We start from the raw sequence: 21488 nt of genomic DNA, 5'->3' as shown, positions 1-21488 counted from the left end.
CCCTTTTTTTACTTTTGAAAATGACAAAAATTAGGCCTAAGAGATATAATTTCTATTTTGAATTTTTTGAAAAAGGTTCATTGCCTTTTTTCTATTCTCGCTCATCAGAATTCAAAAACATCAATAGAATTCCAGATTTAGATTCTTTAAACCAAAAATTTACATCTAATCTGTTTATAGTTAATTGTATCCCTCCATATTTAAAACATCTAACTGATCGTAAAAAGGAGTTCGGATGCTATTCAAAATCATATCGTCCAGGGTTTTTAATGGACTTGGTTGGTTTTAATAATACAGCTCAATACTTAAAAAAACAGCTAAAACCAAAGCCTTACAAGAATTTAAGGCAAGATATAAATCGTTTATGTCGTGATTACAATATTTCTTTCAAGATTTATTATGGAGAAATTGAAAGGGAATACTTCCAAATTCTCATTGATAAACTAGAATATTTTATCAGACGAAGATTTAATCAAAAAAACAAATACCATTCGGCTCTATCGAGATGGGCTTACTATAGTGAATCTCTTTATCAAATGATCTTGTCCAAAAAAGCATCATTTTTTGTTCTTTATGACGGAAAGAAGCCTATTGGGATTTCAGTAAATTATCATTATGATAACATATTGGATGCAGCCATATCCTCATATGACATTGATTACCACAAATATAGTATTGGAAAGCACTTATTTGTCAAACAAATTGAATGGTGCTTTAAAAATGATTATGCTCTGATTGATTTAAGATGGGGAGATTTTAGATACAAACGACATTTTGCCAATAAAGTAGTAAAATATAAAACTCACGTAATCTTTAACAAAAAAAGTCTATTAAAAAGAGTTATGTCCTTTGCAATCAGCCATGTTCTTTACTTCAATTATTTGGTCAAAGAAAAAAAGCTCAAAAATTAGCACAAAGGCAATGTTTAATATATTTTCTACATACATAAGGCTTTGAAAGTTATTTATCTCTTGCTGTATAGTTATTAAAAAAACAATAAAATGATACCCTTAAGAAAAAATCCATTCACCTCCGAGGATTTCATTTCCATTTGGGTCAAACATTTCAATAAATCCAGTGAGCCCATAACATTTGAGTTCATCCAGGGAGTTTCCTTTATGCGTTCAGGTATCCTGCCTATATATGTTAATACGGGAAAGCACTTAACATCTGGACAACATTATATCATAAATGAGAAAGATAAAGTCCGTTTTTCCAACAAGGTATTATACGTTCACGATGTCCCAGAATATTTTAAAGTATCCGATAAAAAAACTAATCTGCTAAGGTTATATAAAATCAAAAGATATCATGGTTATTTACTAAACTTAAAGCAATATGCTGATTTTGATGATTTTGTTTCAAAAAAGATGAGTGCTAAAATGCGGTATAATATGAGAAAGGCAAAACAAAGTTTAAACCATTGCCTTGATAATATTCAATTTCGAGTTTTTTTTGGTGAACATGTTCGCAAAGAAGAATATGATAGACTTGTTGATGCTTTTTTTAAATTATTGGAAAAAAGAGCGGCAAGGAAGAAAAAGACAATTGCTTACCTAAATAGTTCCATTTCAAATTTTATCAAACAGGTATTTTACCCATTAGTCAAAAAAAGAAAAGCCGTGATTTTTGCTATATATCACGACGGTAATCCCATAGCAATAAACTTAAATTATCTTTCAGAAAGTATTTTGTTTGGGGCCTTTTCAGTTTTTGATGATGACTATTCAAAGTTTGGCATTGGTCATTTAAACTTAATTGAGCATATAAAATGGTGTTTTAAGAATAAAATTTCAAAGTTTGATTTTTCAAAAGGACAATATTCTTATAAGGAAAAGTTTTGCGATTCAATGTATTTCTTTGAAGATCATATATTATATAACCCGAGATCTTTAAAAAGTTCATTTATTGCTTTTTTTCTTGCCAAATTAACACTTGTCAAAAAAAAGATGAAGGATTATGGCATTCTTAAATTAATAGTTGCTTTCAAGGTTAAAGCTCTTGGCCAAGAGAAACAAATAGAAATGTATGAACCAAGTTATAGATTTACCAAAGTCCATCTCAATCAGGTTTCTAAAAAAACCATCGCTGTCAATCCAGATAATGAACCCTATAATTTTCTCAAAAAACCCATTTTTGATTGGCTTTATAAAAATTCCGAAAACTATAAAAATGTAAAAGTTCTTTCTACTGCAGAAAAGAACAACATCTATTTTCTAAAAGTTAAGACGAAAATTGTAAAAATCGACGTTCTTTAAAACAAACTACCCTTGAGATTTAAAATAAAAAATAGTCCTTTTGCCTCAAAAGAGTTTGAATCTATATGGCTAAAACACTTCTCAAATAGTGTTCCGGCTATAGCGGGTAAAAAAATTGCTGGGACAAAGTTCATTAAACATAGTAAACTTCCACTATATTTTAATTTGGGTAAAAGCCATACTAATGGTATTTTCTATAAAACATCATTCACAAAAAATGATAATAGTGGAAAAACCTTCTTTATTCAGGACATTCCTGGGTATTTTGAAATATCGAATAAGAATATAGGACGCCATACGGTTAAGAGAACAAGTCAATACAAAGGTTATTTAGCAGATTTCTCCAATATTGATTCTTTCGAAACTTACTTGAATAAAAATTTCAATTCAAAAAATAGGTGGCAGATTAAGAAATCTATTAAAAAGATAAATACTTGCTTTCAAATACGTTATGAAACACTATATGGCAATCAAATAGACCCTAATCATTTTGAGTTTATCTTTAAAAAATTTAAGGAACTCCTTGAAAAAAGATTCTCAGAAAAAAAAATAGAACTACACTGGTTACAAAAAAAAGCTTGGGCATACCTTAAGGAGTTGTTTTTGGAAATGATTCGGGCCAAGAAGGCTGTGATCTTTGTTTTGTATGCCAATGATAAACCGGTTGCCATAAATGCAAATTTTGTTTCTGAAAAAGTGGTTTTCTCCTTTTTGCCAGCATTTGACACAGATTTTGCAAAGTTCAATCTTGGAGCCTCATTAATCAGCAAAACATTTGAATGGTGTTTAAGCAACCATATCAAGGTTTATGACTTTTCAAAAGGTGACTATGAGTATAAAAGAAGGTGGTCCAATTATGTTTATAATTTTGAACACCATATTCTATACGATAACAAATCCTACAAATCCCGATTTATTGCCTTGTTGTTGAGTTCTTACTATAACCTAAAACAGCACTTAAGAGATAAAAAGTTCGACAGCATATTTCACAAAGTAGTATTTTACCTGAAATACTTAAAGCTTAAAAAAAAGATGAAACCTGTTTATAAAATCGATGAAATCAAAAATTTGGATAATTATATTGGAGCTAAAGCAATTGATATCACAGAAGAAAAATACATGTATTTAAAAAAACCAGTTTATAATTTCTTATATACACATTCTTTGCAACTGGATAATATTTCTGTTCATGCCTCCATTCATCATCAAAATAAATTTTTAATAAAAAATGATACTTCTTCAAGGGAAATTACCTTTGCCCGTAATTTTCTAAGGTTTTAATCATAAATTATAATTGTTGAGTTAAGTGTTTTTCCATGGTAATACTAAACAATCAAAGAAGATACTTCAAGTAAACTCATTATTGCTCTTCTGCACCATGGAAATAAGAATATGGTTGTAAAATCAAAAGCCTTTGCCTCGAAAATATTATTTATAAAACTGATATTAGGTGGTTTGAAGTTAATATATAACTAATCCATACATGGAAAAAATGAATTAATTTGTAAAGAAGAACCTATTGCAAATCTTAAATTATATTTAGGCTAAAGGAGTTATTCATCACTATTATTGATTTCATGCTTAGACAAGATAATATCATCGCATTGGCAACCCCTTCAGGTATTGGAGCCATCGCTATAATTCGTGTTTCGGGACCAGATTCCATTAATATTGCGGACTCGCATTTTAAGTCAGTTATCAATAAAAGTTTGGTTGACCAAAAAAGTCATACCATTCACCTTGGACATATTATGGATGAAGAAAAGGTGTTGGATAAAGTTTTGCTTTCCATTTTCAAAGCTCCCAATTCATATACAGGTGAGAACATAGTAGAAATATCCTGTCATGGTTCTCCATATATTCAACAACAGATAATTCAGCTTTTTTTGAGGAATAGGTGCAGAATGGCTTCTGCAGGTGAATTTACTCTAAGGGCATTTCTCAATGGAAAAATGGATTTGAGTCAGGCCGAAGCTGTGGCAGATTTAATTGCCAGTGATAGCGAAGCTTCCCATGAAGTTGCCATGCAGCAGATGCGCGGAGGATTCAGCAATGAAATAAAACAACTCCGTGAAGAACTTCTGAATTTTGCGTCCTTAATTGAATTGGAACTTGATTTTTCTGAAGAAGATGTGGAATTTGCCAACAGAGAACAATTCAATAAACTGCTGAATAAAATAAGTGAGGTTCTAAAGAAGCTTATTGATTCCTTTGCCTTAGGTAATGTCATTAAAAATGGTATTCCAATTGCCATCGTTGGAGAACCCAATGTTGGCAAATCAACTCTCTTAAACACGCTACTCAATGAAGAAAGGGCAATTGTCAGTGATATACCCGGAACCACTAGGGATACGGTTGAAGATCAAATCAGTATCAATGGCATAAATTTTAGATTCATCGATACAGCAGGTATTCGTGAGACTACCGACAAAGTTGAAAAAATAGGGATTGAGCGTACTTTTGACGAAGTTGGGAAGGCAAGATTGATCATTTACCTATTCGATGGGATCAATGGTAATATTTCCCAGTTTGAAAGTATTCAAAAAAAATATCCCACCAAGGAACTCTTGCCCATTTGCAACAAAATGGATATTCTTGATAAGAATGAAATGGCTTCTATTCTGAAAAAAATTCCAAACACCATTTTTCTTTCTGCCAAATTGGGAAGTGGTGTCAAAAACCTGGAGCATAAGTTACTTTCCTTAGTAGGTTCGGGAAAATTGCGAAGCGGTGAGACCATCGTCACAAATAGCAGACACTATGACTCGTTATTGAAAGCTTTAGAAGAAATTCAAAAAGTAAAGGAAGGTATGGAAAATGGTCTATCTAGCGATTTAATGTCCATAGATATTCGACAAGCTCTTTATCATCTGGGAGAAATTACGGGTAGCGTGACAACTGATGATTTATTAGGTAACATCTTTTCAAATTTTTGCATCGGGAAATAACTAAGCTCTTAAAAAGGCATATGGCGTATATTTGCATTCCAAATTTTATGCATGTTCAGCTTTTTTCATAAAAAAATCTTTTTGGTAGATTATCTTCACGGACTTGTAGATATGCACAATCATATTCTGCCAGGAGTTGATGACGGTGCAGAAACTGTGGAGGAATCGCTAGAACTTATTCGAAATTTTAAGAATATGGGGATAACCAACTTCGTGTTCACCCCGCATATAATGCACAATTACTACCCAAATACTCCAGAGACCATCCAAAAATCTTACGATACCTTGAACAACGCTTTGGAAAACAATAATATGGCTGGCATTACTACTGATTTTTCCGCTGAACACATGATTGATGATAATTTTGAAACAATACTTGAGAATAGTGAGGTAATGCCACTTAAAAAGGACTATATGCTTGTTGAAATGTCCTATTTACAGCCATCAATTAATTTTGACAAAGCTATTATTGAAATTTCCAAGCAACAATATTATCCTATTCTAGCCCATCCAGAAAGGTATGTTTATTTTCATAACCGAAACCACATCTATCAAACCCTCAAGTCGCAAGGAATGCTATTTCAATTAAACTTGTTGTCCCTTACCTCCGAAGTTTACGGAGTTGGTGTTCAAAAACAGACACAAAAATTATTGGAAGAAGGAATGATTGATTATATAGCATCAGATATACATAATATTCATCAAATTAAGATGTTAAAGGAGATTAAAATATCCAATGCCATTTTGAATCGGTTACTCCCAATTATCGAAAATACAATACGCACGTTTTACTAACTAAGCAAAACGCCACCATTTTTTCACAGTTTGTCCATAGCCATAGCCGTATTTACCCCCATAACCAAGGTTTGAGGACTTTACATTGTTGACCACAAATGAAAGCCCCTTTAGTTTTCCTTCGTTTATTAGCTTTAAAGGGTATTCCAATACTTTCTTGTCAGTTTCATCAGCTTTGACCACATACAAGATTTGATTGGCGTATCTGCTAATTAGCAATGTATCTGTGACCACCATTAAGGGTGCTGTATCTACAACAATATAATCATATTGCTCAGATAACGATTGAAATAACTCTCCAACACGATTACTCATCAATAATTCAGCTGGATTAGGTGGTATCTTACCCGAATAGATTACATCAATTGAATTTTTATGGACCAATGTTGGATTTATGATTTTATCAATATCCAACATCAAATTGCTCAAATATTCCGTCAAACCAACTTTTACTTCCCTTTTTGGTTTTGAAAAGGAAGCTCGATTATCCCTGTCTGAAAAGAAGGTATATAGTTTTGGATTCCGAATATCCGCACCTATTAAAAGGACTTTTTTTCCAGTACTGGCAAAAATCATTGCTAAATTTGACGAAACAAGGGTCTTACCCTCTCCTGGAACACTTGAGGTAACAAATACAAAATTACCTTTGCCACTTTTCTTTTTGGTTCTAAATATATAATCAAGATTAGTTCTTAGAATTCTAAGGGATTCCGCTAATACGGACCTATCCTCGTTCCTTATCAGTTTTTCTTCTTTTTTACCAATTTTTGGAATCTCTGCCAATACAGGAGTATCACCAACTATTTTCTCCAAATCTAACTTATTATGGATTTTATTGTCCAAAATATCCTTCGCATATATTACGGAAAAAGGCATCAACAGGCCAAGAATAATGGAAGCTAAAAGCACAATGGGCTTCTTAGGAGAGACTGGGGCCCTGCTCAAAAGATAAGCTCTATCAATAACTTTTGATTTAGGTGATGCCGATGCGAATGTAATCTGAGACTCCTCACGTTTCTGCAATAAATAAAGATAAAGTGACTCAGTTGTTTGTTGTTGGCGAGTAATCTCGCGAAGTGCACGCTCATTTCTAGGAGCAGAATAGATTCGAGAATTAATCTTGGACAATTGATTGCTTAAACTATTAACTTGAAGAGATAAGTTATTTGTAACAGTGTTTAAACTTGACTGCATACTTCGTTTTAAACCATCCAACTGTTGGTCGAGATTAACAATAATTGGGTTCTTTTCGTTAGAGCTTTCAAGAAGTCTTCTTCTCTCCAGGGCTAGTTCATTATATCGTGCAGTTGTACTGGCAATAGTCTGATCGGCCAACCCTACATTGGTTGGAACCAATTCATATCCATCTTGACTATCCACAAGGTCTTTCATAGAGGAAGCTATATCCAACTGAACGCTCACATTCTGCAACTCTTGCTGGTTAGTTGCTCCAATATTCAAATTTACATTTGTTTGAGTGGCAATATCAGCAATTCCTTTACCGGACTTGAAGTCCTCTGCACTCTGATCTACCGTGGACAAATTTCCGTATATATTCGTTATTCTATCTTCTATAAAATTAGAGGTGCGGTCGGCAATTGCTTTTTTGTCATCAACTGCATTCTGATTGTATTTATCTATTAAAGTGTTAATGATATCCTTTCCTCTTTTCTTAACAGCATCATTTAGAGTTATTGATATTATATTGCCAAATTCACTTGTAACCGTAATCAATATCTTCTTTTGATAATATCCCGCCATAGTGGCCAACGGACTGACTTTAACCTCATAATCCTTTCCACTATATGAACTCACATCCAACCGGCCACTTGGAGTAATAATTAAATCACCCAAAGATGAGGGTATCGGTTTTCCAAAAGAATACTCAATAAATGGACCATTCTCCAAATTGGCAAACTTAAATTTGGTGTCTGAAATTAATCGGATATAAAATTCATCTTTCTTTTTTTGAACAATGGAGTCAGGTCCCAGAAAGTTAATATTAAATGGAGGATTGTCATATAGCTCTGTATTTTTGATGTTACCAACAGCTACTATTTTTTTGTTTAATCCAAGTTCTTGGACCACTTCGATAAGGTTGGTTCTAGAGTTTAAGGATTCTATCTCATCTTGAACATTATTCCTGATTCCGCCCAAAACACCTAAATCCGTAAATGCGCCAAGTTCTGAGGTAGAATTCTGGTCTTCCAATATTTTAACCTTGGCACCTATGGCGTACTCAGGCACTGTATACCGTACATATAAAAGGGCTAAGGTTATGGCAATAATAACTGAAGCTACAAACCATTTCCAATTCTTTACATATGGTTTGATCAGGTTGCCTAGGTCGATGTTATTATTGGGGCTTATTTGTCTTTCGGTTTGCACGTTAAAAACTAATTTAATTTCGGGTAATCAATAAAATACTTGATGTAATTAGCAACGAGACAATGGAAACATAAATTGGAGCTCTTGCATCAAGGGAAGTTTCTTTGATACCTGATTTATTAGGTTCTACATAGACCACGTCATTTTGAGTCAAATAATACACAGGCGACTTTATAATATCTTTGGAGGTCAAATCAATCCGAGTATACACTTTGGTGCCATTAAAATCACGAATAACCAATACATTGTTTCGAACACCTCGTAATGTCAAATCACCCGCAAGGCCCAAAGCCTCCAAAATAGTTATTTGTTCTCCATTCACAGGATACGTACCAGGTCTTAGAACTTGTCCCAAAATAGTCACTGTAAAATTGCGTAGCCTTATATTTATAATGGGGTCTTTCAGGTAAACTGATAATCGATCTCTTAAAAGGGCACGTAACTCGTCCGGGGAAAGGCCTTCAATTTTCAGTTTTCCAATCACTGGAAAATCGATTTCCCCTGCCTGATCCACTAAATAATCTACTTGTTCAGCTCCAAAACCTCCTTCAGAAGCACCCCTAAATAGATTAAAAGGAACACTTGCCTCTGGATTCAATGAAGATATATGAATGGACACCAAATCATCAACTTTAAACCTTGAAACAAACGTATTGGTATTGACCAAAGTTTCAAAATTTCCGGTATCTTGAAAATAGACCACATCTTTTCTAGAAGCACAAGATGAAAGCACAACCAAAGTACATACAAGTGTTGCACTAACGAATAGGATCGAATTATTTTTTTTCATGAAAAAAGGAGTGTTAACTGTTTAATTTAATGTGCCGTGGGGTTGCTTTTCTGTAATTTTACCTTTGTCTTCAAAAGTAGTGTTTTCTTTCTTATCTAATTTGCAAAATTCAGAGTTGTTAGATACAAACTCAGGAACAATATTCTTCATTAGCTTTACAGTATTTTCGCCAAAGAACATATTGGCTATACAAAGCTCTTCAATCAAAGATTTCAGTTTTCCGTATTCCAATTCCCGAGTCTTACTAATCTTAATTTTCTTATGATGCGTTGGAAGCGTATTTTCTCCATTTGCCAACAGCTCTTCATATAATTTTTCTCCTGGCCTTAATCCTGTAATGGTAATATCTATATCCTCTGGATATCTCAAACCAGAAAGCTTAATCATGTTTTTGGCTAAATCGAAAATCCTTACAGATTCACCCATGTCAAAAATAAAAATCTCACCACCAACTCCCATAGAACCAGCTTCCAAAACTAATTGGGAAGCTTCAGGAATAGTCATGAAATAACGTGTAATTTCTTTATGGGTAAGTGTAAGCGGCCCACCTTTTTCAATCTGTTTCCTAAATAATGGAATAACCGAACCATTTGAACCGAGCACATTTCCAAATCTCGTTATAATAAATTTGGTATCACTCTGTTGCTGCAAACAGCTCACATAAATTTCAGCTATTCGTTTACTGGCACCCATAATATTTGTAGGATTTACTGCTTTATCGGTTGAAACCAATACAAATTTATCCACCTCATGTTCCGCTGCTAGATCAGCAATATTTTTTGTGCCCGCAATATTAATTTTTATTGCCTCGTATGAATTTTGCTCCATTAATGGGACATGTTTATAAGCCGCTGCATGGAATACCATATTTGGCTTATACTCCTCAAATAGATTATTCATTCTTTTTTTATCCCTCACATCTCCAACGATGGGAATAAAATTGTAAAATCCCTTTTGCTTTAACTCTTGCTGCAAATCGTATAGCCCCGATTCCGCTTGGTCAATGATAATTAAAGACTTATACTTGAAATTGCATATTTGTCTAACCAATTCACTGCCTATTGAGCCGGCTCCGCCCGTTACCAAAACAGTTTTGTTGTATAGTTCTTTTTCTATATTCAAATTATCAAGGTCAATAGGAGCACGATTTAATAAATCCTCAACTTGAATGTTTTTAATCTGCGAAACTTTTAATTCCCCATTTATCCAATCTTCAACAGGAGGAATAATTTTAACTACCACAGGGAAATCCATCAATCCTTCCACCAATTCCTTTAGCCTCGAGCTCGATATGGTTTGAATACAAAGAATGATTTCAGAAACGTCTCTCTGGACAATGAAGGCTTCGGTTAGTACATCGGGAGAATACACCCTAACGCCATTAATGACCTTACCAATTTTCTTTTTGTCATTATCAACAAATCCAACAACCTTAACATTGTTCCTAGACAGGTTTATTATAGCATTATATGTTAGTATACCTGATTCACCGGCACCATAAATAACAATATTCTTTGAGGATCTAGGACGATTTTCATTTAATATCTTGAGGTAAAATACCTTAAAAACATATCTAGAGGCAACCATCCCTAAGAAACCAATAAGACTACTGATGATAATTATGGACAATGGAATTGTAAAACCTCTTTCAGCTCCATAGACTCGATAAGCCAAAACAATAAAAATGGTAAAAATACTTGTAAGGCAAATGGCATTAAAAATATTGTAAACATCCTTTATACCCGTATGTCTGATTACGCCCTTGTATGAGCCGGTAATCAAAAATGAAAAAAGAGCTACGAGTGCAACAAGTGGCACTTGTATCAATAAGTTTTCTACCTCGAAGTCAAAAGTGAGATTAAATCTTACAAAATACGATAGCACAAAAGCAATACATACAATAACTAAATCAATAGCCAAAACTAACCACTTAGAGGCATATCTTTCTATAGTATTGGTTAGGTAGCTTTGTATCATTGAATAGCTTTTTTTAAGGTTTGGGTAGTACGCTCTAAATCTATAGTGCTTAAGTTGGACCCACTTGGCAAACAAAGTCCTCTATAGAACAATGATTCCGAGGTTCCATCGACAAACGCAGTGTTTTTTTCAAATACGGGTTGTACATGCATTGGTTTCCATAATGGCCGTGATTCTATGTTTTCATCCAACAAAGCAATCCTAACCTTTTCTCTCACGGTATAGCTATCAAACAAAACACAACTCAACCATCTATTTGAAAACATACCTTGTGGCTCTGGAAGAAAAGACAAGCCAGCTATTCCATTAAGCTCTTCCCGATAATACCTATAGTTCCTTCTCCTTGCTTCTACTCTTTCGTCAAGAACCTCCATTTGCCCTCTCCCAATACCTGCCAGTACGTTGCTCATCCGATAATTATGCCCTATCTCAGAATGTTGATAATGTGGCGCATTATCTCTCGCTTGGGTTGCCAAAAAAACAGCTTTTTCCTTTTTGTTTATGTCCCTTGAAACCAGAGCCCCCCCACCAGAGGTTGTAATAATTTTATTGCCGTTAAAGGAAAGTACGGCGATATCACCAAAAGTACCGCATTGTTGACCGGACCAAGTGCTTCCAAAAGCCTCGGCACTATCTTCCAATATTGGTATATCGTATTTTTCACCTATTGCATGAATCTCACCAACCTTATAGGGCATTCCATATAAATGGACCGCAATTATGGCCTTGGGTTTACGACCCTCTTCCAAACGATGGAGTATTGCCATCTCCAAAAGCTCAGGCGACATATTCCAAGTTTCTAATTCACTGTCAATGAAAATTGGTTGCGCACCCAGATAGGTAATTGGGTTAGCGGAGGCCGAGAAAGTAAAACTTTGACAGAGCACCTCATCTCCTGGGCCAACATTCAACAACTTCAGTCCAAGATGAATGGCTGCTGTGCCAGAACTCAAAGCTGCTGCATGTACGCCGTTTCCTAAATAGTTCTCAATTGCCTTCTCAAATCCGGAAACATTAGGACCAAGAGGTGCTATCCAATTGGTTCTAAAAGCTTCTTCCACGAATCTTTTTTCGTTGCTTCCCATATGCGGGGAGGAAAGCCATATCTTAGTTAGTGTTTCCACGAGGTTAAATTTCAGTAAGATTCAATTACAATACACAGCCAAATTAGCTATAGTTTTTTGCTCCAAGTCAAAAATTTGGCATAATTCGATTAATACCAAAGAAACATCGGTCAAAGGGCTTTTCCAACTCAAACTAATAGAGCTGAAGCCCTTTATTCGACTGCATAACATCTTGTCTCCTAAAAAAATCATTCACCGATAATATTTTTCTAAATGCCAAGTTATTTGCTAATCTTTGCATGCTCAATGAACAAAATCATTTCATGAAAAAAATCACTGAAATTTGCTGCGTTGGAGCAGGATATGTAGGGGGACCTACCATGGCGGTTATTGCAAATCAATGCCCTGAAATTAACGTTACCGTAGTCGATATCAATCAAAAGCGTATTGATGCCTGGAACGATGAAAACCTTGATAACCTTCCTATATATGAACCTGGACTTAATGAGATAGTCGCAGAGAATAGAAATAAAAACCTTTTCTTTTCAACGGAAGTTGACAAGGCCATTGACAAGGCTCAAATGATTTTTATTTCTGTCAATACACCTACAAAAACCTATGGCAAAGGAAAAGGTCAAGCTGCAGATTTAAAATTTATTGAGTTATGTGCAAGAAATATTGCCGAGGTAGCCACAGACGACAAAATAGTTGTCGAAAAATCTACTTTGCCCGTTAGGACCGCTCAAGCCATAAAAAGCATATTGGAAAATACCAGTAAAGGAGTGCGTTTTGAGATCCTTTCCAATCCTGAATTTTTGGCCGAAGGTACGGCAATTGACGATTTGCTCAATGCTGATAGGGTTTTAATAGGTGGTGATGATACTCCAACAGGTCAAGCTGCCAAAGATGCCTTGAGTCGTGTTTATGAAAATTGGATTCCCAAGGAGAAAATACTACAGACCAATGTTTGGTCTTCCGAATTGTCAAAATTGGTAGCCAACGCATTCTTAGCCCAACGGGTTTCATCAATCAACTCTATTTCAGCGCTTTGTGAAAAGACCGATGCCCATGTTCAAGAAGTATCAAAAGCTATCGGTTTTGATAGCAGAATTGGCCCAAAATTCTTGCAGGCGTCTGTTGGTTTTGGAGGTTCATGCTTTCAAAAAGATATCCTCAATCTTGTATACATTGCTCGCAGTTATGGATTGTCGGAAGTAGCCGATTATTGGGAACAGGTAATCATTATGAATAATTATCAAAAGCGCCGTTTTGCGGAGAATATAGTAACAACACTTTACAACACCGTTTCTGGAAAAAAAATAGTTATGTACGGTTGGGCTTTTAAAAAGGATACCAATGATACCCGGGAATCCGCAGCCATTTACGTTGCTGATGCACTATTGGATGAGAAAGCGGAGATTGTAGTGTATGACCCAAAAGTATCAGAAGAACAGATATATGCAGATCTTGAATATCTAGGAAGTAGAGATCCAAACTTAAACAGGGAACTCCTGAAGGTTGTCGATGATCCCATTAAAGCTACAGAAAAAGCACATGCCGTGGCCATAATGACGGAATGGGACGAGTTTAAAACGTTGGACTGGGAAAAAGTCTTTGAAAATATGCTAAAACCTGCTTTCCTTTTTGACGGCCGACTCCTATTGGAAACCCAAAAAATGGAGGGCATCGGGTTCAAATATTACAAAATAGGAGAATCATGAAAATATTGGTGACTGGAGCAGCTGGTTTTATTGGCTTCCATGTCTGCAAAAGCCTCTTGGGGAAAAAACATGAAGTGGTAGGCCTTGATAATATAAATGACTATTACGACACCAAGCTGAAATTTGACAGACTTAAAGAACTTGGTGTCCTTGTAGAAGAGGCAAAAAATCAAAATTCACTTGCAAAAAGTACAATATATTCCAATTTCAGTTTTGTAAGAATGGCGCTGGAAGATCGTAAAAATCTTCCAGAATTATTCAAGAATAAATCGTTTGATATTGTTTGTAACTTGGCAGCACAGGCAGGCGTGCGCTATAGTCTAGAAAATCCTGAGGCGTATGTTGACAGCAATTTGGTGGGGTTCTTAAATATATTGGAAGCTTGTCGCCACAACAACATTAAGCATTTGTTATATGCCAGCAGCTCAAGTGTGTACGGAGCCAATGAAAAAGTACCCTTTGAAACAAAAGATCGCGTGGATAACCCTGTAAGTCTCTACGCTGCCACCAAGAAAAGTAATGAGCTAATGGCGCATACCTACAGTCATCTGTTTAACCTACCAACTACGGGTCTCCGTTTTTTTACGGTATACGGCCCATGGGGAAGACCGGACATGGCCATGTTTCTGTTTACCGATGCCATTTTAAATGATAGACCAATCAAAGTTTTTAACAAAGGGCAACTTGAACGTGACTTCACCTATATTGATGATATCGTCAAAGGGGTTACCAAAATCATTGAAACGGATACGACGGATCAAAAAACAAGCATACCCTACAAGATTTACAACATTGGAAACAATCAATCGGTCAAACTCATGGATTTTATTCAAGCCATAGAAGAATGCCTGGGGATTAAGGCAAAAAAGGATATGCTACCCATGCAACCAGGTGACGTTATTAGAACCTGGGCAGATGTGAATGACCTTATTGCGGACTATGACTATAGGCCAAATACTCCTATTAAGGAAGGTATAGCGCATTTCATAGATTGGTATAAAAGCTACTATTAAACACAGCCATTGTGGATTTGGGTTACAAACTTAAAATTGGACTAGAACTATCATTCTCACCTCTATTTGACCGTAGCGAACCGAACAAAATAACCACAAATCCTTTTATGGGATGGAAAAAACTAAGGAAATAATTGGCGCAAATATGTAACGGAAATCATTAAATTTCTTTTATACAATTAACTTCATCTTATTTAATGCGCCATCCAGCGAATTTACATAACTTAAAAATCATAAAATTGCATCTTTGCAACTTACTCTACATAAACAAAAATGGATATTTCATCATTAAATTTTAACCCTAAATATAAGGTTTTGGTTACGGGAGGAGCTGGCTTTATAGGTTCTAACCTTTGCGAATCCTTACTTAACAACGGCAATACTGTAATTTGTTTGGACAATTTTTCCACTGGAAAAAAAGAAAACATAAGTGAATTTTTTTTGAATGAAAAGTTTACATTCATCGAAGGAGATATTCGTAAGTTGGAAGATTGCCAATTAGCCTGCAAAAATGTAGATTACGTATTACATCAAGCTGCTTTGGGTTCCGTTCCAAGGTCGATAAAGGATCCTATTACCAGTAACAATGTTAATGTTTCAGGTTTTCTCAATATGTTGGTTGCTGTCCGCGATGCCAAGGTAAAACGTTTTGTCTATGCAGCAAGTTCATCCACCTATGGTGATTCTGCGACTATGCCCAAGATAGAAGAAGTAATTGGCAAACCTCTTTCACCTTATGCCATCACAAAATATGTCAATGAATTGTATGCTGAAATCTTTGCCAAAACATACGATATTGAAACCATAGGACTGCGCTACTTTAATGTCTTTGGTAGAAAACAAGATCCAAATGGAGCTTATGCAGCGGTTATTCCAAAATTTGTAATACAATTAATGAAACATCAATCCCCTACAATCAATGGGGATGGGTCGTATTCACGCGATTTCACCTACATCGATAATGTAATAGAAATGAATATAAGAGCCCTACTTGCTAATGATAAAGATGCGGTAAACACAATATATAATGTAGCTTATGGGGAAAGAACAACCTTAAACGAATTGGTAAATTTATTAAAAAAATATCTGGGCGATTACGACAGTGGTATTGAAACTATTGAAGTAAACTATGGTCCTAACCGTCAAGGTGATGTACCTCATTCCTTAGCTTCTGTTGAAAAGGCAAAAACACTCTTAGGCTATTCACCAAGATACGATATCACGAAAGGTCTTAAAGAGGCAGTGGATTGGTATTGGAAAAACTTAAAAGTAAAACAACTATAAAACCTCTATAAGATTACAGCATTTTGATGGTTACAACCAATAAAATGTCGTACTCCATAATTCTGGGAATTGAATACTTCCTATTTGGCAAGAAAGTTAAACAACAAAATTATGAATGATATAAAAATCGCCATTATCGGCTTGGGCTATGTAGGTTTACCACTTGCAAGGTTATTCGCAGTCAAATACCCTGTGATAGGATTTGACATTGATGCAGGTCGGGTATCTGAACTTCAATCAGGAAAAGATAGAACACTTGAGGTAGAGGATAATGTTTTGCAAGCGGTAATACAAGAAAGCCCACATATTAAAACGGGATTATTTTGTACTGATAATCTAGGAAATATAAAGGATTGCAACGTCTATATCGTTACGGTTCCTACGCCGGTGGATAGCACCAACAGACCCATTTTAACACCTTTGTATAAATCCAGTGAAACTGTGGGTAAAGTATTAAAAAAAGGCGACATTGTCATATATGAATCTACTGTTTATCCTGGGGTTACCGAAGAGGAATGTGTGCCAGTTCTTGAAAAAATCAGCGGCTTAAAGTTCAACGAAGATTTTTTTGTGGGATATTCTCCTGAACGAATCAACCCGGGAGATAAGGAACATACTGTAGAAAAAATATTAAAGGTTACTTCGGGATCTACTCCTGAAATAGGTCAGCAAGTGAACGATTTATATGCTTCCGTAATTACAGCGGGAACCCATTTAGCCCCATCCATCAAAGTAGCGGAGGCAGCCAAAGTGATTGAAAATTCCCAACGGGATATCAATATTGCCTTTGTCAATGAACTGGCCAAAATTTTTAATTTAATGGGAATTGACACCCACGCCGTTCTGGAAGCTGCTGGTACCAAATGGAATTTTCTTCCCTTTAAACCAGGACTGGTAGGGGGTCATTGCATAGGTGTGGACCCTTATTATTTGGCGCAAAAGGCACAAGAATTTGGGTACCATCCCGAAATAATTCTCACAGGAAGACGCATGAACGATGGTATGGGTAAATATGTAGCTTCGGAAGTGGTTAAATTAATGGTGCAAAATGATATTAAGGTCAAGGGATCCAAAATACTGGTATTAGGGATTACCTTTAAGGAAAACTGCCCCGATGTCCGTAATACTAAGGCCGTAGACGTCATTACCAATCTAAAAAGTTATGGTACAGAGGTTACCATATTTGACCCATGGGCCTCTCCATCCGAAGTAAAACATGAATATGGTATGGACACTACCAAAACGGAGCCAAGTGATAAATATGATGCTATTGTATTGACTGTTGCCCATAAGGAATTCCTTAAAATGGGTCTTAGGAAAATGCTTAATGCCAATGGTGTACTCTATGACGTAAAAGGCATCTTAAATGAACCTGTGGATGCTAGATTATGACAAATGGTAATCAAGGAATAAATAACAACAGACTTGTTAAGAGGGGTAGGTGACAACAAAAAGTGGTAGATGCCAAATTGGAACTGGCTTATTATACCAAACCCATTATTAAAGCTTATACAACAATTAACAGACTTTCAATACGTACAAACCTTACTATTTTTACTACACCAAAAAGGGGTAGTATCTTGATCCTTTTAAAAATGAACAAATAAAATCCCAACGAATCCGCTGGGATTTTTATAGTTTTTATACTCAAATATTACTTACTTATCTACCCGGGTCAACATTTTCATATGTTCCGTTTGGCCCCACCCAAATCGCATAGTTGTCGTAATATACATCTCCACCAGTTGGTAAATTTGCAGGGCCGCCCCAATAAGTGCCAATTGTCGGTGAGAGTCCATTACGAATCTCTCCTCCTCGCTTTTCATATCTGTAAAGCGTAGTTCCTACATGATCAATTATCTTTTCACCGTTAACCCATATTTCGATAAACCCATCACTTCTAGGGTCATAACCAAAATCATCTAACAAACTAGAAGTATCTGGCCCTGTGTAATTCGCGCCAAAACCGCCTTTAAAATGAATAACAACATCATTCCATCCTCTATAATTGTAATCAGCAAATACTTGTTGCGTGTTTGTCCCTGCACCGTTCCAATAGCCTAAGTTATCTCTTGTCTGATCTACAAAATTTACATTTGTAGCAACACTGAAATATATTTTATCTGAATCTTCAGCTTGTCTTAAAGCTATAGCGTTTACAGTACTACTACCTCCTGGCGCAAGGTTTCTTGCTTGCATCATAATTCTATTATCGTTCATACGATTTTGAACGTAGAAGGAAAATCCGTACCAAAATTCGCCAAATGGTAGGGCTACGTCTTTTACCATCTCATTACGAGTATCGTTATTATTGTAATTACCTAGCCAAACCGCTTCACCGGTGCCGTCACGGCCAGATGTTAAAGGCGAATCAGAATGTCTAGTGTCTCTGGGAGTACCATGGTCAATTTCCCATTGATTCAGCTCATCTTCTGGAACTCCACTTGTTCCCCATTGGTCATACCCATAGGTTGAAAATTCAAAGTCTGTAAAAAAGGTAATCTGTGCGGGTTTTCCCGGAACATTGGGGTTAGATGTGTCACCGATAATTTCCATTGTGAAATTGTCAATCTCAAATTGGTCGTTCTCTCCACTGCCTTTAAACCATATATAATTGTCAGATTCCCCAAAATTACCGTCAAATTCTGTTGTATAGGTTTCAAATTCACTTGTTAGCACTTGCTCAAAAACCCGACTAAACTTTTGCGCCACCACAAATGGATTAGACCCAGCTGTTTGTCTAGCTGAAAAGGTAATTCTAAATCTTCGTGTTTGATAGTACTGACTATTCAATAGGTTCCTGAATTCTGCAGAAGAAATGTCATTGCCAACCATTGATAGAACACCATTGTTTATTGTGCTACCATTGAGCAGAACCCAATTATCTTGAGTGTCAAATGTGCTGTTTATTAGCACATTATCACCAGCTTTGTTAGATGTCCCACTTCCCCCTTCTCCATCAGGTCCAACACCATCGGAATTTTCTATAGGGTCTGTTTCAGGGTCTGAGAGGACATATTCGTTAAATAAATCTGAATCTTTACTGCAAGAAATTAGTGATACAACGCTACATATAAGAAACAACAATGCCGTAGGATTTTGGATATACAATTTCATGGGGCTAAGTAAATTAAGTTTAGATGAACAATTTGGATTATAAAAATATTGTGTTTTCAATAATTATCGGCAAATGGCATCAGTTTTTCGATGAAATACCCATTTGAAACCGTATTCACTTACGCAACCAAGCATGTTTTTGGATTTCATCGTTTTTTTTATTCGATGAAATACATTTTATTTTAACAAACAGATAGCATTCGTAGAGAGAATTAACTAAAAGTATTAGTAAATAAAAAACTCTCTTCCTTAGAAAATCTGTGATGGTAAGTATCTCAGCAGCCAAAAGATTTTGACACCTATAAAATCAGATGTTTAGTATTTTAAACCTTTATTGATTAACTGTTCATAATCCTTAAATCGAATACCTTTTCTAAATTATTCAATCTTTAGACTACATCTTTATCTTTTTAAACGGAATATTAAGTTGTTTACTCATTTAAAATAAAGACCATTAATCTTCTTTGCACCTAAGATTAATCTAAATGAAATAATTAGCTAATGAAACCCACGCCGATTTAATATGTAATTGAACTATTCTGTTTTGAATACAACAAATACGGTTATATTTTAGTCCTTAAAAATCTTTAAACAAATAAGTTTACAATTTTATTGATTTAAAAAGTTCACCCAACCTAAAAAGAACACAAACTTTTACTTTTTAAACTAATTCTTAATCAATGCTTTTTAATTCAATAGATTTTGCAATTTTTTTACCTATAGTATTCTCACTTTATTGGTTGATTGCAAATAAAAATTTAAAACTCCAAAATGTACTTATCGTAGCAGCAAGCTACTTATTTTACGGTTGGTGGGATTGGCGATTTTTGTCACTAATTTTATTTAGTACCATTGTTGACTTCACTATTGGGCAAAAACTAAGAAAAGAAGAAAATCAGCTTAAAAGAAAAGCTTTATTATGGATAAGTATTTTGGTCAACCTTGGATTTTTAGGTTTCTTCAAATACTACAATTTCTTTCTTGAGAATTTTACAGCTGTATTTTCATTTTTTGGGAAAGAAATAAATGCAAATTCATTGAATATTATTCTCCCTGTTGGTATCAGTTTCTATACATTTCAAACATTAAGTTATACTATTGACGTCTTCAAAAAGAAACTTGAACCAACTAAGGACTTTATTGCCTTTTCTGCTTTTGTTAGTTTCTTCCCACAACTAGTTGCAGGGCCAATTGAAAGGGCTACAAATTTACTACCCCAATTCTATAAAAAACGAATTTTTGACTATTCGAAAGCAGTTGATGGTATGCGTCAAATACTTTGGGGGTTGTTCAAAAAAATGGTTATTGCTGACAATTGTGCTGAATTTGCCAACCAGATTTTCAATAATTCAGCAGACATGAATGGCAGCACTCTTGTTTTAGGAGCACTATTCTTCACTTTCCAAATTTATGGTGACTTCTCTGGCTATTCAGATATAGCTATAGGTACTTCTCGATTATTTGGCTTTAATTTAATGCAAAATTTTGCTTTTCCATATTTCTCAAGAGACATCGCTGAATTTTGGAGGCGATGGCATATTTCGCTTTCGACTTGGTTTAGAGACTATCTATATATTCCATTAGGTGGTAGTCGTGGCAGTACTCGAATGAAAGTAAGAAATACTTTTATAATTTTCCTTGTTAGCGGGTTTTGGCATGGAGCTAACTGGACTTTTATTGTTTGGGGGGCATTAAACGCTATTTATTTTTTACCGCTATTACTTTCCAACAAGAATAGAGCCAACTTAGATATTGTGGCAAAAGGCAATTTTTTTCCAAATTTTAAGGACTTTTCACTAATGCTTATAACATTTAGTTTAACCGTTTTTGCCTGGATATTTTTCAGAGCAAATACTATTGAACATGCTTTAAGTTATATTTCAGGCATTTTTTCGCCAAATTTTTTTGAAGCACCAATTATCAATAATAACTTTAATTTTACACTAGTCATTTTACTTATACTTGGGTTTATTTTTATTGAATGGATAGGACGAGAATGGAAACATCCCATGGAGAAACTTGGCTTTAATTGGCCACCTTTCATTAGATGGTCATTTTATTCTATTCTTTTTACGCTAACCTTATTATGTAGTGGTTCTGAACAAGATTTTATTTATTTCCAATTTTAAATGT

15 protein-coding genes are annotated in these 21488 nt (G+C 35.1%); 10 read left to right on the top strand and 5 right to left on the bottom strand.

Features of this window, described 5'->3' with window-relative positions; translation table 11 throughout:
• Window positions 1–20 precede the first annotated feature (20 nt).
• The 5 genes from ACULLG_RS10445 to ACULLG_RS10425 all read left to right on the top strand — a co-directional run bounded on the left by ACULLG_RS10445 (window position 21) and on the right by ACULLG_RS10425 (window position 6001).
• Window positions 21–911, top strand: coding sequence for a GNAT family N-acetyltransferase (locus tag ACULLG_RS10445; RefSeq protein ID WP_452126734.1), 891 nt, complete (start codon window positions 21–23; stop codon window positions 909–911).
• Between the two features lie 207 nt (window positions 912–1118).
• Window positions 1119–2258 carry a GNAT family N-acetyltransferase gene (locus ACULLG_RS10440; protein ID WP_452126733.1) on the top strand — a complete coding sequence of 380 codons (1140 nt, stop codon included), beginning with the start codon at window positions 1119–1121 and terminating at the stop codon, window positions 2256–2258.
• Between the two features lie 12 nt (window positions 2259–2270).
• The gene (locus ACULLG_RS10435; protein WP_452126732.1) at window positions 2271–3539 is read left to right on the top strand and encodes a GNAT family N-acetyltransferase; all 1269 of its coding nucleotides are present in this window, start codon (window positions 2271–2273) and stop codon (window positions 3537–3539) included.
• 296 nt (window positions 3540–3835) lie between these two features.
• Window positions 3836–5206, top strand: coding sequence for a tRNA uridine-5-carboxymethylaminomethyl(34) synthesis GTPase MnmE (gene mnmE / locus ACULLG_RS10430; protein WP_452126731.1), 1371 nt, complete (start codon window positions 3836–3838; stop codon window positions 5204–5206).
• 51 nt (window positions 5207–5257) lie between these two features.
• A complete protein-coding gene (locus ACULLG_RS10425) occupies window positions 5258–6001 on the top strand; it encodes a tyrosine-protein phosphatase (protein ID WP_452126730.1) in 744 nt (247 codons plus the stop codon).
• Here ACULLG_RS10425 and ACULLG_RS10420 read toward each other — a convergent pair whose 3' ends face one another.
• The 4 genes from ACULLG_RS10420 to ACULLG_RS10405 are packed head-to-tail and all read right to left on the bottom strand — an operon-like array spanning window position 6002 to window position 12241.
• Window positions 6002–8389: a GumC family protein gene (locus ACULLG_RS10420; RefSeq protein ID WP_452126729.1), complete on the bottom strand. Its 2388-nt coding sequence runs from the start codon at window positions 8387–8389 to the stop codon at window positions 6002–6004.
• Between the two features lie 13 nt (window positions 8390–8402).
• Complete coding sequence (locus tag ACULLG_RS10415) at window positions 8403–9179, bottom strand: polysaccharide biosynthesis/export family protein (protein ID WP_452126728.1); 777 nt, start codon at window positions 9177–9179, stop codon at window positions 8403–8405.
• A 21-nt stretch (window positions 9180–9200) separates the two neighbouring features.
• The gene (locus ACULLG_RS10410; RefSeq protein ID WP_452126727.1) at window positions 9201–11156 is read right to left on the bottom strand and encodes a polysaccharide biosynthesis protein; all 1956 of its coding nucleotides are present in this window, start codon (window positions 11154–11156) and stop codon (window positions 9201–9203) included.
• On the bottom strand, window positions 11153–12241 hold the full coding sequence (locus ACULLG_RS10405; protein ID WP_452127967.1) for a DegT/DnrJ/EryC1/StrS family aminotransferase: 1089 nt from the start codon (window positions 12239–12241) through the stop codon (window positions 11153–11155). Before ACULLG_RS10405 ends, ACULLG_RS10410 begins: the two co-directional genes overlap by 4 nt.
• Before the next feature lie 302 nt (window positions 12242–12543).
• On the opposite strand from ACULLG_RS10405, the gene ACULLG_RS10400 reads away from it, so the two are divergent.
• The 4 genes from ACULLG_RS10400 to ACULLG_RS10385 all read left to right on the top strand — a co-directional run bounded on the left by ACULLG_RS10400 (window position 12544) and on the right by ACULLG_RS10385 (window position 17630).
• Entirely contained in the window at window positions 12544–13941 is a 1398-nt protein-coding gene (locus ACULLG_RS10400; RefSeq protein WP_452126726.1) for a nucleotide sugar dehydrogenase, read from the top strand.
• Window positions 13938–14954: an NAD-dependent epimerase gene (locus ACULLG_RS10395; protein WP_452126725.1), complete on the top strand. Its 1017-nt coding sequence runs from the start codon at window positions 13938–13940 to the stop codon at window positions 14952–14954. Before ACULLG_RS10400 ends, ACULLG_RS10395 begins: the two co-directional genes overlap by 4 nt.
• Window positions 14955–15227: 273 nt before the next feature.
• Window positions 15228–16238 (top strand): SDR family oxidoreductase, encoded by a 1011-nt coding sequence (locus tag ACULLG_RS10390; protein ID WP_452126724.1) that lies wholly within the window; start codon window positions 15228–15230, stop codon window positions 16236–16238.
• Window positions 16239–16349: 111 nt separating this feature from the next.
• Entirely contained in the window at window positions 16350–17630 is a 1281-nt protein-coding gene (locus ACULLG_RS10385; RefSeq protein ID WP_452126723.1) for a nucleotide sugar dehydrogenase, read from the top strand.
• A gap of 270 nt (window positions 17631–17900) precedes the next feature.
• Here ACULLG_RS10385 and ACULLG_RS10380 read toward each other — a convergent pair whose 3' ends face one another.
• Window positions 17901–19355: a heparin lyase I family protein gene (locus tag ACULLG_RS10380; RefSeq protein ID WP_452126722.1), complete on the bottom strand. Its 1455-nt coding sequence runs from the start codon at window positions 19353–19355 to the stop codon at window positions 17901–17903.
• Window positions 19356–20035: 680 nt separating this feature from the next.
• On the opposite strand from ACULLG_RS10380, the gene ACULLG_RS10375 reads away from it, so the two are divergent.
• Complete coding sequence (locus ACULLG_RS10375) at window positions 20036–21484, top strand: MBOAT family O-acyltransferase (protein ID WP_452126721.1); 1449 nt, start codon at window positions 20036–20038, stop codon at window positions 21482–21484.
• Window positions 21485–21488: the final 4 nt, after the last annotated feature.

This window comes from Flagellimonas sp. 2504JD1-5, from assembly GCF_053618295.1.
Note: the sequence above shows the minus strand (reverse complement) of the source record. Positions and strands in the feature narration are given on the sequence as shown.

Bases quoted from the DNA above. Each gene is read 5' to 3' on its own strand.
- ACULLG_RS10395 (WP_452126725.1), top strand. From the start codon at position 13,938: ATGAAAATATTGGTGACTGGAGCAGCTGGTTTTATTGGCTTCCATGTC.
- ACULLG_RS10415 (WP_452126728.1), bottom strand. From the start codon at position 9,179: ATGAAAAAAAATAATTCGATCCTATTCGTTAGTGCAACACTTGTATGT.
- ACULLG_RS10375 (WP_452126721.1), top strand. From the start codon at position 20,036: ATGCTTTTTAATTCAATAGATTTTGCAATTTTTTTACCTATAGTATTC.
- ACULLG_RS10440 (WP_452126733.1), top strand. From the start codon at position 1,119: ATGCGTTCAGGTATCCTGCCTATATATGTTAATACGGGAAAGCACTTA.
- ACULLG_RS10445 (WP_452126734.1), top strand. From the start codon at position 21: ATGACAAAAATTAGGCCTAAGAGATATAATTTCTATTTTGAATTTTTT.
- ACULLG_RS10410 (WP_452126727.1), bottom strand. From the start codon at position 11,156: ATGATACAAAGCTACCTAACCAATACTATAGAAAGATATGCCTCTAAG.
- ACULLG_RS10380 (WP_452126722.1), bottom strand. From the start codon at position 19,355: ATGAAATTGTATATCCAAAATCCTACGGCATTGTTGTTTCTTATATGT.
- ACULLG_RS10390 (WP_452126724.1), top strand. From the start codon at position 15,228: ATGGATATTTCATCATTAAATTTTAACCCTAAATATAAGGTTTTGGTT.
- mnmE (WP_452126731.1), top strand. From the start codon at position 3,836: ATGCTTAGACAAGATAATATCATCGCATTGGCAACCCCTTCAGGTATT.
- ACULLG_RS10425 (WP_452126730.1), top strand. From the start codon at position 5,258: ATGTTCAGCTTTTTTCATAAAAAAATCTTTTTGGTAGATTATCTTCAC.
- ACULLG_RS10405 (WP_452127967.1), bottom strand. From the start codon at position 12,241: ATGGGAAGCAACGAAAAAAGATTCGTGGAAGAAGCTTTTAGAACCAAT.
- ACULLG_RS10385 (WP_452126723.1), top strand. From the start codon at position 16,350: ATGAATGATATAAAAATCGCCATTATCGGCTTGGGCTATGTAGGTTTA.
- ACULLG_RS10400 (WP_452126726.1), top strand. From the start codon at position 12,544: ATGAAAAAAATCACTGAAATTTGCTGCGTTGGAGCAGGATATGTAGGG.